This window comes from Vibrio sp. ES.051 (genome assembly GCF_002563795.1).
In the GTDB taxonomy this organism is placed as follows: Bacteria; Pseudomonadota; Gammaproteobacteria; order Enterobacterales; family Vibrionaceae; genus Vibrio.
This window is the reverse complement of the sequence record NZ_PDJL01000005.1, coordinates 372,226-385,727: the sequence shown is the minus strand read 5'-3', so window position 1 is coordinate 385,727 and position 13,502 is coordinate 372,226. Positions and strand designations below refer to the sequence as shown.

The window sequence follows — 13,502 nt, the reverse complement described above, 5'->3', positions numbered from 1 at the left end:
CGTATGGCCGGAATTAATAACGTTGGTCAAAGCGGCTTGTCCTATATCGACCAGCTTAAAAGCCTACAAGAGAATAAAAAGACTGAAGAGAGCACTGGTAAGCAGGATCTTAAACAAGAAGACTTCCTATCTTTGCTTACTAAGCAATTGTCTCAGCAAGACCCTTTTAAGCCGGTCAGCAATGATCAGATGATTGCGCAAATGGCTTCATTTGCGACCGTAGATGGTATTGGCAAGATGAACACTCAGTTTGAGAGTTTAAACTCGTCAATGACATCGAACCAAGCGTTGCAAGCTTCCTCTTTGGTCGGGCGTGATGTTTTGGTCCCAGGCGCTGCTGGTGTGAAGCAAAATGATGCTTCGATGGCGGCAATGGTTAAGCTTTCACAACCTATCGACAATTTATTTGTTCGTGTAGAGGATGAAGTAGGCCAACTGGTTCGTACTTTTGAGGTCGGTGCGAAACCCGCTGGTGACTCTCGTGTGCTTTGGGACGGTAATGATCAAAACGGAAATCCACTGCCTGCTGGTAAATACAAAGTCAAAGCGTCTGGCTTAGTGGATGGGGAGTCAAAAGAGTTCCCAGTATCCACTTATGCCAATGTAAATAGCGTATTGCTGGGTAAGGGTGATGGAAACGTATTACTCAATCTAGCTGGTTTTGAATCACCAGTTCGACTTGCAGAAGTACTGGAAGTCGGTAAAGCGTAAGCAATAGCTCGCTAGATTAGGAGATTTTTGGAATGTCATATGTATCTTTAAGCGGTTTGTCTGCCGCCCAACTGGATTTGAACACCACCAGTAACAACATTGCGAACGCCAATTCGTACGGCTTTAAAGAGTCCCGTGCTGAGTTTGCCGATGTGTACTCAAATTCTTTATTCACTAACGCAAAAACCACACCAGGTGGTGGTGCACAAGCAAGCCAAGTGGCCCAGCAGTTCCACGAAGGTTCAAGCATTAACACCAACAACCCTATGGATTTACGTGTGTCGGGAACCGGGTTCTTTTCTGTAGCAAAAGACCGATTGACCCCACAACAAAATGAAATGACACGTAATGGTGCTTTTCATTTGAATAAAGACAACTATATGGTGACCGCGAACGATGAGTTCTTACTCGGTTATCAAGTGAACCCAGACTCCGGTGAGGTTGCTTCTTACGAGCCTCAGCCAATCAATATTCCGGCAGAATTTGGAAAACCAAAACAAACGGCAAATATTGAAGTGGGCGCAAACCTACCTGCTAATGGCGACTTGAAAGATCCAGCGCAGTTTGATTTTTCAGATCCAGATACATATAACCGTTCAACGTCTTCGACTATTTATGACTCGATGGGTCAGTCTTACAAGTTAAGTACATACTACTTGAAAGATCAGACTCAACCGAACACTTGGAACACTTACTACACAGTAACGGATAAAACGGGTGAGAAACCTCTGGACGTCGCTGCGGGTGATGCTCAAACGGCAACAGGTCACGTCGGTCATACAATGAAGTTTAACAACGACGGCACGTTGGCAAGTCTCAATGGTGGTAACCCCATTACGTCTGTTGCACTTGGCGACCCTGCAACCAATACGACCCCAGTCGATATGAATGGGGCCGATCCTGCACAAACTCTGAACTTTGGTTTAGGCTCTACAACGCAGTTTGCCGCTCCCTTCGAGCTGACGAAGTTTGACGAAGATGGTGCTACGACGGGCTTCTTAACCAAAGTTGACTTTGATGAAAATGGTAGCGTATTGGGCACATACTCAAACGGTGAGAACGTGACATTAGGTCGAGTGGCACTGGTGCGTGTTCCTAACGAGCAAGGTCTAGATAAGAAGGGTGGGACCCAATGGGATTCAACTCAGAACTCCGGTGACAAGATCTGGGGGGAATCAAATAAAGGTTCTTTCGGTACCATCAACAGCGGTATACTGGAGCAGTCAAACATTGATATGACTCAGGAACTGGTGGATCTGATTTCTGCTCAGCGTAACTTCCAAGCTAACTCACGGTCGTTAGAAGTACACAACCAGTTACAACAAAATATTCTGCAGATCCGTTAATTTACTTAAGTAAACATGGCGTGCACTTGTCGGTTTGCTCACATCATGACATTCAGCTGCTTAGTCTGACACACCTCAAGTCGGACTGAGCATGCTTCTATCTCTCGCTTGCCGCTGTTGCCGCCAAGGGGGATCCAAATCTTGCCAGCTTTAATGGTTTATCCATTCGGATTGCCACCCACATTCTTTCTTTTGTCTTATTTCATTGATTAATAACGCTATTTTTTATTGGCATAACTATTGCTTTGTCCATTGTATAAAGAAGTTTTGGGAGTAATTTATGGATCGCGCACTGTTTCTCGCAATGAGTGGCGCCAAGCAAAATATGCAGGCTCTACAATTGCGCGCCAATAACTTGGCAAACGTGAGTACGACAGGCTTTCGTGCTGATTTAGCGCAGGCCCGTTCAATGCAAGCGTATGGTGAAGGTCACCCTTCGCGTGTATTCAGCATGACAGAGCGTCCGGGACATAATTTTGCACAAGGCAGTGTGATTACGACAGGCCGTGATCTGGATGTCACGATTGAAGGCAGCGGCTGGATATCGGTCTTGGATCATACTGGAAAGGAAGGGTTGACCCGCAATGGTAACCTTAAAGTCGACCAAAATGGCATGTTAACAAACGCAAGTGGCCATTTGGTGCTGGGCGAAAACGATGCGCCGATTACTTTGCCTATTCCTCTCTCCAAAATTGAAATTGGTCGTGATGGTACCATCTCTGTGCTTCCTCAAGGTGCCCCGGCTGAAGCATTCCAAACGGTTGATCGTATCAAACTTGTTAAGCCTAACGATCAAGGCTTATTTAAAGACACCAATGGCTTATTTCGCCATAAAACTCCAAACCAACCTTACGAAGCAGACGCGACGGTCAGTCTCCAAACTGGAGCCGTTGAAGGCAGTAACGTCAATGCCGTAGGTGAGATGACGGCATTGATTGACTTACAACGTCAGTTTGAAATGCAAGTCAAGATGATGAGCACCGCTGAAGAGATGGACAAATCTTCAGATTCACTGCTTCGTATGAGTTAACAGAGTTAGAGGTTCACTATGCATCCAGCACTATGGGTAAGTAAAACGGGTTTAGATGCCCAACAAACCAACATCGCAACCATTTCAAACAACTTAGCGAACGCCTCAACAGTCGGCTACAAAAAGAGCCGTGCGGTATTTGAAGATTTGTTCTACCAAAATATCAATCAACCTGGTGGTCAATCTTCACAAAATACGGAACTGCCAAGTGGCTTAATGTTAGGTGCGGGTTCCAAAGTGGTGGCAACGCAAAAAGTGCATACCCATGGTAACGCACAAACAACGACTAATGCATTGGACATGATGGTTGAGGGGGATGGTTTTTTCCAAGTCACGCTCCCTGACGGTAATATCGGTTACACCCGCAATGGTCAGTTTACATTGAACGGTGAAGGAACACTGGTAACGTCAGGTTCTGGTTACCCTGTTGAACCTGAAATCGTGATTCCTGAAGATGCCATTTCCATCACGGTTGGCAACGACGGTGAAGTATCTGTCCGTGTTCGTGGTCAGCAAGACAACCAAGTCGTGGGCCAGTTGACGATCACTGACTTTGTTAACCCAGGAGGTCTAGAGCCAATCGGTCAGAACCTTTACTTACCAACGGGCGCAAGTGGTGATCCGCAAGAAGGTGTTCCTGGTTTGGATGGCTTGGGGGAAGTTCGCCAATCTATGCTAGAAGCGTCTAACGTGAATGTCACCGAAGAGCTGGTTAACATGATAGAAGCGCAGCGCGTTTACGAAATGAACTCTAAAGTGATCTCGTCCGTCGATAAGATGATGGGCTTTATTAACCAGCAGTTATAACGGTTGAGAGCAGGAAAAAGATGGCCACAATGAAGCGTATTTGCCTACTTACTCTGATTGTCACGATGTCTGGTTGTGCCATGTTGGAGCCGATTGATACGGATGAAGTGACTCAGTCAACAACGGTTGTTGACGCAGTTGAAGGTGACAAATCGAAAGAAGAAAGCAGCGGCATTGTGGATACCCTGCGCGGCAGAAGCGATCCGGTGGCGGGTGACCCTGCATGGGCACCGATCCACCCGAAAAAGAGGCCAGAGCATTACGCAGCAGCAACGGGGTCTTTGTTTAGCGCCGAGCACATCAGTGACCTTTATGATGACTCTAAACCTCGTGGCATTGGGGATATCATTACGGTCACGCTCGATGAAACAACCAGTGCGACCAAGAGCGCTAATGCGGATTTATCCAAAACCAACGAAGCGCAAATGGATCCGCTCGAAGTCGGCGGAGAAGAGCTACAAGTTGGCGGTAAGTACAATTTCTCCTACAACTTAAACAACACGAACACATTCGCTGGTGACTCCTCAGCAAAACAGAGCAACAGTATCAGTGGTTATATTACTGTGGAAGTGATCGAAGTGTTGACAAACGGCAACTTAGTGATTCGCGGAGAGAAGTGGATGACACTCAATACTGGTGATGAATACATTCGTTTAAGCGGCAGTATTCGCCCAGATGACATCAACTTTGACAACACCATTGCGTCAAATCGCGTTTCTAACGCAAGAATTCAGTACTCAGGCACAGGGCTACCACAAGATATGCAAGAGCCGGGATTCTTGGCACGATTCTTTAATGTAGCACTGTAAGGTGTCGCGTTGACGGCAATTTGACGGCAAGAGATAAGTAAGCATGAAGAAAATCCTTTTAGTACTGATGAGCGTTGTGTTGTGGTCTACCGCAGCCCAAGCCGCACGTATCAAAGACGTCACGCAAGTGGCGGGCGTGCGGAGCAACCAACTCGTGGGTTATGGTTTGGTTTCAGGCTTACCAGGTACAGGTGAAGCGAACCCGTTTACTGAGCAAAGTTTCGCCGCGATGCTGCAAAACTTCGGCATTCAAATGCCGCCAGGCACGAAACCAAAAATCAAAAACGTGGCCGCGGTAATGGTCACGGCAGAGTTGCCGCCATTTTCTAAGCCAGGCCAGCAAGTGGATGTCACCGTCTCCTCCATTGGCAGTGCAAAAAGCCTGCGTGGTGGCACGTTGCTACAAACCTTTCTGAAAGGTCTGGATGGTGAAGTCTACGCGGTGGCACAAGGCAACTTAGTGGTGAGTGGTTTTAGTGCCGAAGGCGCCGATGGATCTAAGATTGTCGGCAATAACCCGACCGTTGGCCTTATCTCTAGCGGTGCAACGGTGGAGCGTGAGATTCCCAACCCATTTGGTCGTGGTGATTACATTACCTTCAATTTACTTGAGTCTGATTTCACTACAGCACAACGCATGGCTGATGCCGTTAACAACTTTCTTGGCCCACAAATGGCCAGTGCGGTCGACGCGACATCGGTACGTGTTCGTGCGCCGCGGGATGTGAGTCAACGTGTGGCATTTTTATCGGCGATTGAGAACTTAGAGTTTAATCCAGCCGATGGCGCCGCAAAAATTATCGTCAACTCCCGTACCGGTACTATTGTTGTCGGTAGGCATGTGCGACTTAAGCCAGCGGCGGTGACTCACGGTGGGATGACCGTCGCCATTAAAGAAAACCTTAACGCTAGTCAACCAAATGGTTTTTCTGGTGGCGAGACGGTGGTGGTCCCCGATACTGATATTGAAGTGAGTGAAGAGCAGGGCAAAATGTTTAAGTTTGAGCCTGGTTTAACCTTAGATGACTTGGTCCGTGCGGTTAACCAAGTGGGCGCTGCGCCTTCGGATTTGATGGCTATATTGCAAGCATTAAAGCAAGCTGGTGCCATTGAAGGCCAGTTGATTATCATTTAAAAGGTTAGGCGCAAATTATGGTTAAAAATCCTAACGACATCGGCTTTATTCATGACATCAGCTCGCTTGACACGTTGCGTCAGAAAGCAGTCAAAGAAGGCAAAGAGGGTGAACAAGAGGCGCTGCGCGCGGCGGCTCGTCAGTTCGAATCCATTTTCACGTCAATGATGCTCAAATCGATGCGTGAGGCCAACGAAGGCTTTGAGTCTAATCTGATGAACAGTCAAAACGAAAAGTTCTATCGCCAGATGCAGGATGAACAGATGGCGAGTGAACTCAGTGCTTCTGGCTCGATGGGGTTAGCCGACATGATTGTTGCACAACTGACAGTCGGGCAAGATAACGATAAGAGTGAAACGGCAATGCGTGATGCGTCGAACAACGCGGTGGAATACCGTCGTGTTGATCCGAAAAAAGCGCGTGAAATCGAGCAACGTTTGATCGAGTCAGGTCAGTTATCACGGCCAAATCGTGAGTTAACTCAATTCGATTCGCCAGAATCTTTCGTCAATTCAATGAAGCCATATGCTGAAAAAGCGGCAAAAGCGCTGGGTGTTGAACCATCTTTGCTTCTTGCCCAAGCAGCGCTTGAAACGGGGTGGGGACAAAAAGTCGTCAAGAATGCACGCGGCAGCAGTAATAACTTGTTCAACATCAAAGCCGACCGAAGTTGGCAAGGTGATAAAGTAACGGCTCAAACGCTAGAGTTCCATGACAACACGCCAGTTAAAGAAACCGCTGCTTTCCGTTCTTACTCGAATTATGAAGACAGTTTTAATGACTTCGTGCGCTTTTTAAACGATAACCCACGTTATGAGACTGCGCTACAGCAGGGTACAGGTTCTGAATCTTTCATTCGTGGAATTCACCGCGCCGGTTATGCCACGGATCCAACCTACGCCGATAAAGTTTTGCAAGTGAAGCAAAAAATCGAAACGATGTAATACCAGCCTTGGTTAATTACTGAGTACCCTCGTCTGTTCAACGACTAATCGAAATGTGGCTTTGTGTTCATGCATTTTTTCGCCGCTAGTTTCTAAACCATTACTCACGGTAATTTGAATAACTCCCTCCGTTATCCTTACACTGCTTTTCGAAGGCTTGCCGTCATAGTGCAAGCTTTTATTTTCCGTTCTTCTTATAAAATTCAGCTGGCACGCCTTTTGCTTTAATTAAATCAGTGGTCGGTTTTGACCGATTTTATTTCGTTTTTGGGGGCATGTATGGCGTCAGATCTTCTGAATGTAGGTACTCAAAGTGTGCTTACCGCTCAGAGGCAGTTAAATACCACTGGTCACAACATTTCCAATGCTAATACAGAGGGTTATAGTCGCCAGTCTGTTATTCAAGGTACGAATGACCCGCGTATGTTTGGGGGTTCTACCTACGGTATGGGCGTGCATGTGGAAAATGTTCGCCGCTCGTGGGATCAGTTTGCCGTAAATGAACTCAACCTCTCTACGACTAACTATGCCCAAAAACTCGATGACGAAAAAAACCTAGACCTTCTATCGAGCATGCTTTCTTCGGCTTCCTCGAAAAAAATCCCTGAAAACATGAACGAATGGTTCGATGCTCTAAAAAGCATGGCGGATACTCCAAATGATATGGGGGCACGTAAAGTTGTATTAGAGAAAGCCCAACTGATCAGCCATGCCTTAAACGACTTTCATGAAACGGTACGTCAGCAATCGGATGTGACAAACAAATCGCTAGATATGGGCATTGAGCGTATGAATCAACTGGCTGTTGAGATCCGTGATGTTCATCGGTTAATGATGCGTTCTCCTGGTCCTCATAATGATTTGATGGATCAACATGAAAAGTTAGTGAATGAGTTATCCGAGTACACCAAAGTCACGGTGACGCCGCGTAAAAACGCTGAAGGGTTTAACGTGCATATTGGTAATGGTCATACCCTAGTTTCGGGAACAGAAGCCAGCCAATTAAAGATGATTGATGGATCACCAGATGTTCACCAACGTCGACTAGCGATGGTTGAAGGACAGGGGATAAAACCGATCAAAGCGGATGGTATTGACGGCAAAATCGGTGCACTACTGAAAATGCGTGATGAGCATCTTCCACAGGTGATGGACGAGCTTGGTCGTCTGGCAACGGGGTTTTCTAGCGAAGTGAACCATCTACAATCGCAAGGTTTAGATCACAACGGCAACGTGGGTGAACCGTTATTTACCGATGTGAACTCTGAACGGTTGGCGACATCACGTGTGGTGGCAGGGCCGCAGTCGACGACTGATATGGCGGTATACATTAATGATATTAGTGCGCTGAAAGGTGGTGAGTACTCGCTACGTTATGACGGCGATAATTACAATGTGACAAAGCCAAACGGTGAAACCTCAAAGCTGAATACTGATGGCAATAATGCGTTTTATCTAGATGGTATGAAAGTAGAAGTACGTCAAGCACCGAAAGTCGGAGAAGCGATTCTACTTCGTCCTACACGTGCTGGTGCTGCTCAAATGACAGTAGAAACCAATGACCCTAAAGCCATTGCTGCGCAAAGTTATGAGGCATCGACAACTTTTGCGCAAGGTAATGCCCAGTTTGAAATCATGCAGGCAGGTGACTTACGTGAATTTGAAGTGGTGGTTTCTCCTGATGGAGGCCAATTTGCCGTTACTGATACCAAAGGCAATGTGATCATGGCGCCACAGGCATACCCGCCAACCGGCCCCGTTGCTGTTAGTTTACCCAGCGACCACCCCGACTTCATAAAGGGTGAGGCAACAGTATTTGAGCTCAGTGGCGGGGCATTTGCGAACGATAAGTTTGCAGCAAACTTAGTTCCATCTGAAGGTGACAACGGCAACTTACGCAAGATGCTAAACATTCAAACCGACAAGAAGATGAACGGTGACGATTCGACTATTTTAAATTTGTATTTTAATTTGAATACCGACGTGGGGTTGAAAACGTCAACAGCAATTCGATTAGCCGACGTGGCAAATTTAGAAAGTGAAGCGGCACATGAGCGTGTAGCGTCTATTTCTGGCGTGAATTTAGATGAAGAAGCGGCAAACATGATGAAGTTTCAACAAGCATACATGGCCTCTTCACGCGTGATGCAAGCGGCGAACGATACGTTCAACACTATCTTGCAGTTGCGATAAGAGGAGGTTGTAGATGTTAACGCGTATTTCCAGCTTCCACAATTACCAGTCGGTGCAGAACGATCTACGCCGGCAGGAAAACAAAATACACCACAATCAGGAGCAGCTTGCTTCTGGTAAGCAGTTGACTAAACCAAGCGATGATCCGTTGGCGACACATTACATTCAGAGTATTGGTCAACAAGAAGAGCAATTAAACCAATACCTAGACGCAATTGTGTTGATTCGTAACCGTTTAGAGAATCAAGAAGTCATGATTGCCAATGCCGAAAACTTTGCCGATGAGTCTAAGCGCTTGACGATGGAAATGATTAATGGTGGGTTTTCCGTTGAAGACAGGCAAGCTAAGAAGCGTGAACTAGAAGAAATTGCGAGTAATTTTCTTCATTTAGTTAACTCGCAAGACGAGTCTGGTAACTATGTCTTCGCGGGCACAAAACCGAAAAATCAGCCTTTTTATCGTGATCAAGATGGTAGCGTGCAATATTCCGGCGATGACTACCAGCGCAAAATGAAAGTATCCAGCATGCTTGAAATGCCAGCAAATAACCCTGGCAGCAAGTTATTTATGGAAATAGCTAACCCGTTTGGTGACTATCAACCGAATTACGATCTACAAGATGGTTCTGAACTACTTCTCAATAAAGCCACCAATGCTGATGCGAAAGACGAGGCAGCTTACCGAGTGACGTTTGTTGATATGAGCAATGGCAAATTTGGTTACCAATTGGAACGTAATGGAAAAGTCGTTGATGCTGATGAGTTTTCTCCGGAAAAAGGCATTGAATACAAAGGTCTGAATATGCAGATAAAAGGTCAAATTACGCCTGGTGATAGCATTGAGATCGAAAAGCGCGAGTCTTTCAGTATTTTTGATACCTTTGAGCAAGCAATGTCTTGGTCTGATGAGTCGGTATCGGACACATCGGCCACGGCCAAGCTGCATCAAATGACGGAAGAGTTCCAAGCCGCATTTATCCATTTAAACAAAGCACGATCCGATGCGGGTGCGCGGTTAAGTACGCTCGATATCCAAGAGCAAAACCACGAAGATTTTAATTTGTCTCTAGCCAAAGCGAAGAGCAACTTTGAAGACTTGGATTACTCCAAGGCGGTTATTGAATTTAGTGAAAACTCACGCGCGCTGCAGGCATCGCAGCAAGCTTTTGGTAAAACCAAAGACTTAACACTGTTTAACTACATTTGATTTGGCTCACCGTTCATTGTGCGGATTTTAATGCCTTATGTGCCAAGCCTTAAGTGCGAAAAATCGACAGATAATGTGAGTAATTAACACTGAGCAACACGATGTTACCTAAAGCGGCAATACCCACTAAGCGGCAACAAGAAAACCGTAACGGCAATGAGGAAGATAGCCTCTATCGTGGTATGTGTTTCAGTGTTTAGTGTAAGTTGTTGTTAATTTTGGTTTTTTTGTTCGTTGCAAGGTTGGCACACAAATTGTATTAAAAACACCAGAACAAGTTTGGAAATTCTATACCTGCGTTAAGGCAGATTTAGCAAGTTAGTATTACGGTCAGTGCTTATCCAAATGAGAGTACAGCTGGCCGCTTCGCAAAAGCTTGCGGACTCAAAAGGAGAGCAAAATGGCTGTAACAGTTAGTACTAACGTTTCTGCGATGACCGCACAGCGTTACTTAAACAAAGCGACAGACGAATTAAATACTTCGATGGAACGACTATCTTCAGGTCAGAAGATTAACAGTGCTAAAGATGATGCGGCAGGCCTACAGATTTCTAACCGTTTAACGGCACAGTCTCGTGGCCTTGATGTTGCCATGCGTAACGCGAATGATGGTATCTCGATAGCCCAAACCGCTGAAGGTGCGATGAATGAGACTACGTCGATTCTACAGCGTATTCGCGATTTATCGCTTCAATCTGCGAACGGAACGAACTCATTGTCTGAACGTTCCGCGATAAACGAAGAAGTTAACGCACTACAAGATGAGTTAAACCGTATCGCAGAAACAACGTCGTTCGGTGGGCGGAAACTGCTTAACGGCTCTTTTGGAGAATCTTCCTTCCAAATAGGTGCGAGCTCTGGTGAGGCGATCAGCATGGGTTTATCCAGTATCCGTGCCGATGATTTTCGTATGGGCGGCCAAAGTTTTATTGCGACTGAAGGCAAAAATAGTGAATGGGGCGTACCAACGGATGCAAATGACTTAAAATTTGAATTCACCACCCAAGATGGTGAAGCCGTTGTTGTTGACTTGTTTGCAAAGCAAGGGGATGACATTGAAGAGCTTGCAACGTATATAAACGGTCAGACAGACAAGCTGAAAGCGTCGGTTGACCAAGATGGTAAACTGCAAATATTTGCCGCAGAATCGGATATTGAAGGTAACCTAGCAATTTCCGGTGGTCTAGCGACGGAATTAGGGCTTAATGATGGTCCAGGTGCTAAAACAACCGTACAAGACATTGATGTTCGTGACGTAGGCGGGGCACAAAACGCAGTCGCTGTTGTGGATGCTGCACTTCAATACGTCGATTCACAACGTGCAGATCTTGGTGCAAAACAAAACCGTTTAAGCCACAGCATTAATAACTTGGCAAACATCCAAGAAAATGTAGAAGCGTCAAACAGCCGTATCCGTGATACAGACTTTGCGAAAGAAACAACAGCGATGACGAAAGCACAAATTTTGCAACAAGCAGGTACCTCTATCCTTGCTCAAGCGAAACAATTGCCAAACTCTGCAATGTCTCTATTGCAGTAGTTTACCTAGCTTGTGTTCATATTATCCAGACGTGGATAGAGCGCGAGCTATTGGCAAGCAGCTTTAAAATGGAATGTGCGGCTCTCTCACTTTTTATCTGCCAATCATTCTCGATGTAAAGCTGCCCCCGGTATGCCGGAATGGGGTCATTTCTCTTGATCTCCACATAGGCTCTGGCGACCAACCTAGCCCCAGTTCTCTCAAAGGAAAAGGGGCTTTTCTTTTCTTACTTGCTGAGATTGTTGTATTTTTATTGGTGGTTTTTCATATCATCAGGCCCTTCTGCTCAACTTCGAGAAACTTGATCTCTTCCTGACTTTTCTCCCATTTTTTAAGCTAAATCTCGCTCAGTTCTTTTTTTCAATTTTTTCCTAAAGCTTCTGACTTTGGTGTCGTTAATAAAGGTAACTTTGAGAGAACTACTTGGTTTTCCGAGACGTCGGAAACCGCATTACCGGAAAATCAATTGGAGAAATTATCATGGCAGTGAATGTAAACACAAACGTATCAGCAATGACCGCTCAGCGTTACCTCAACAACGCAAACTCAGCGCAACAAACGTCAATGGAGCGTTTGTCTTCGGGTTCTAGAATCAACAGCGCAAAAGATGACGCTGCGGGCCTGCAAATCTCAAACCGTTTGAATGCACAAAGCCGTGGCCTGGATGTGGCTGTTCGTAACGCGAACGACGGTATCTCAATGGCACAAACGGCGGAAGGTGCCATGAACGAGACCACCAACATCCTGCAACGTATGCGTGACTTGTCTCTACAATCGGCAAACGGCTCTAACTCAAAATCAGATCGTGTGGCGATTCAAGAAGAAGTAACCGCACTGAACGATGAACTCAACCGTATTGCAGAAACCACATCGTTTGGTGGTAACAAGCTGTTAAATGGTACCTTTACAACCAAGTCGTTCCAGATTGGTGCCGACTCTGGTGAAGCCGTGACACTTACGTTGAATAACATGCGTTCAGACAACGTGAGTATGGGTGGCTCTAGCTATAAAGCGACAACGGCAAAAGATCCGGACTGGGGAGTATCAGGCACTGCAAATGATATCGCCATTGAACTGACTGACACGAACGGTGAAGCCCATACCATCAATATCGCGGCGAAAGAAGGCGATGACATTGAAGAATTGGCAACCTACATCAATGGTCAAACCGATTTGGTAAAAGCGTCAGTGGATGAAGAAGGCGCGCTACAAATTTTTGCAGGTACGAATAAAGTGGATGGCGACGTCACATTCAGCGGTGGCCTTGCTGATGAGCTAAACATGGGCGCGGCTAAGGCGGTTACGGTTGATAATATCGACGTTACCTCTGTTGGTGGCGCACAAGAATCGGTAGCGGTGATTGATTCGGCGCTAAACAACGTCGACAGCCATCGTGCAGAATTGGGTGCCTTCCAAAACCGTTTCGACCATGCGATCAGCAATTTGGACAACATTAACGAAAACGTGAATGCGTCGAAGAGCCGTATCAAAGATACTGACTTTGCGAAAGAAACCACCGCAATGACCAAGTCACAAATTCTATCGCAAGCGTCAAGCTCTATTCTGGCGCAAGCGAAACAAGCACCAAACTCAGCGCTAAGTCTGCTAGGTTAATGGTGCTAAGAAAGTCTTTAAAAAAAGCCAAGTTTTGCTTGGCTTTTTTTAGCGCATTAATATTTTAGGTAACCAAGAGAGAGAGCATGTGTAGATCCGATGGTCTCTTTAAAAAGCAAGTTCTAAGTTTGGATGGTTAAATTAATAAATGACCGGAAATAAAAAA

11 protein-coding genes are annotated in these 13,502 nt (G+C 45.9%); all 11 read left to right on the top strand.

Translation table 11 applies throughout. From position 1 onward, the window contains the following. Positions 1–3 precede the first annotated feature (3 nt). The 11 genes from flgD to ATG66_RS15830 all read left to right on the top strand — a co-directional run bounded on the left by flgD (position 4) and on the right by ATG66_RS15830 (position 13,336). Positions 4–711 carry a flagellar hook assembly protein FlgD gene (flgD, locus tag ATG66_RS15885; protein ID WP_098416235.1) on the top strand — a complete coding sequence of 236 codons (708 nt, stop codon included), beginning with the start codon at positions 4–6 and terminating at the stop codon, positions 709–711. Between the two features lie 32 nt (positions 712–743). Continuing rightward, positions 744–2,057: a flagellar hook protein FlgE gene (gene flgE, locus ATG66_RS15880; RefSeq protein WP_098416234.1), complete on the top strand. Its 1,314-nt coding sequence runs from the start codon at positions 744–746 to the stop codon at positions 2,055–2,057. A 280-nt stretch (positions 2,058–2,337) separates the two neighbouring features. Beyond that, entirely contained in the window at positions 2,338–3,087 is a 750-nt protein-coding gene (locus ATG66_RS15875) for a flagellar basal body rod protein FlgF (protein ID WP_098416233.1), read from the top strand. Between the two features lie 18 nt (positions 3,088–3,105). After that, positions 3,106–3,894: a flagellar basal-body rod protein FlgG gene (gene flgG, locus ATG66_RS15870; protein ID WP_098416232.1), complete on the top strand. Its 789-nt coding sequence runs from the start codon at positions 3,106–3,108 to the stop codon at positions 3,892–3,894. Positions 3,895–3,923: 29 nt separating this feature from the next. After that, a complete protein-coding gene (gene flgH, locus ATG66_RS15865) occupies positions 3,924–4,703 on the top strand; it encodes a flagellar basal body L-ring protein FlgH (RefSeq protein WP_098416435.1) in 780 nt (259 codons plus the stop codon). A 43-nt stretch (positions 4,704–4,746) separates the two neighbouring features. Beyond that, positions 4,747–5,838: a flagellar basal body P-ring protein FlgI gene (locus tag ATG66_RS15860; protein WP_098416231.1), complete on the top strand. Its 1,092-nt coding sequence runs from the start codon at positions 4,747–4,749 to the stop codon at positions 5,836–5,838. Positions 5,839–5,855: 17 nt separating this feature from the next. Further along, positions 5,856–6,782, top strand: coding sequence for a flagellar assembly peptidoglycan hydrolase FlgJ (gene flgJ / locus ATG66_RS15855; RefSeq protein WP_098416230.1), 927 nt, complete (start codon positions 5,856–5,858; stop codon positions 6,780–6,782). Positions 6,783–7,061: 279 nt separating this feature from the next. Then, positions 7,062–8,975 (top strand): flagellar hook-associated protein FlgK, encoded by a 1,914-nt coding sequence (gene flgK, locus ATG66_RS15850; RefSeq protein ID WP_098416229.1) that lies wholly within the window; start codon positions 7,062–7,064, stop codon positions 8,973–8,975. 13 nt (positions 8,976–8,988) lie between these two features. Further along, complete coding sequence (flgL, locus tag ATG66_RS15845) at positions 8,989–10,182, top strand: flagellar hook-associated protein FlgL (RefSeq protein ID WP_098416228.1); 1,194 nt, start codon at positions 8,989–8,991, stop codon at positions 10,180–10,182. A gap of 400 nt (positions 10,183–10,582) precedes the next feature. Next, positions 10,583–11,722, top strand: a complete 1,140-nt coding sequence (locus tag ATG66_RS15840; RefSeq protein WP_098416227.1) for a flagellin — start codon at positions 10,583–10,585, stop codon at positions 11,720–11,722. 480 nt (positions 11,723–12,202) lie between these two features. Then, positions 12,203–13,336 (top strand): flagellin, encoded by a 1,134-nt coding sequence (locus ATG66_RS15830; protein WP_098415093.1) that lies wholly within the window; start codon positions 12,203–12,205, stop codon positions 13,334–13,336. The last annotated feature ends 166 nt before the right edge of the window (positions 13,337–13,502 follow it).

What these genes read in the sequence shown, in the direction of transcription:
- flgD (WP_098416235.1), top strand. Translation starts at nt 4, where the DNA reads ATGGCCGGAATTAATAACGTTGGTCAAAGCGGCTTGTCCTATATCGAC.
- ATG66_RS15860 (WP_098416231.1), top strand. Translation starts at nt 4,747, where the DNA reads ATGAAGAAAATCCTTTTAGTACTGATGAGCGTTGTGTTGTGGTCTACC.
- flgH (WP_098416435.1), top strand. Translation starts at nt 3,924, where the DNA reads ATGAAGCGTATTTGCCTACTTACTCTGATTGTCACGATGTCTGGTTGT.
- flgE (WP_098416234.1), top strand. Translation starts at nt 744, where the DNA reads ATGTCATATGTATCTTTAAGCGGTTTGTCTGCCGCCCAACTGGATTTG.
- flgG (WP_098416232.1), top strand. Translation starts at nt 3,106, where the DNA reads ATGCATCCAGCACTATGGGTAAGTAAAACGGGTTTAGATGCCCAACAA.
- ATG66_RS15875 (WP_098416233.1), top strand. Translation starts at nt 2,338, where the DNA reads ATGGATCGCGCACTGTTTCTCGCAATGAGTGGCGCCAAGCAAAATATG.
- ATG66_RS15830 (WP_098415093.1), top strand. Translation starts at nt 12,203, where the DNA reads ATGGCAGTGAATGTAAACACAAACGTATCAGCAATGACCGCTCAGCGT.
- flgL (WP_098416228.1), top strand. Translation starts at nt 8,989, where the DNA reads ATGTTAACGCGTATTTCCAGCTTCCACAATTACCAGTCGGTGCAGAAC.
- ATG66_RS15840 (WP_098416227.1), top strand. Translation starts at nt 10,583, where the DNA reads ATGGCTGTAACAGTTAGTACTAACGTTTCTGCGATGACCGCACAGCGT.
- flgJ (WP_098416230.1), top strand. Translation starts at nt 5,856, where the DNA reads ATGGTTAAAAATCCTAACGACATCGGCTTTATTCATGACATCAGCTCG.
- flgK (WP_098416229.1), top strand. Translation starts at nt 7,062, where the DNA reads ATGGCGTCAGATCTTCTGAATGTAGGTACTCAAAGTGTGCTTACCGCT.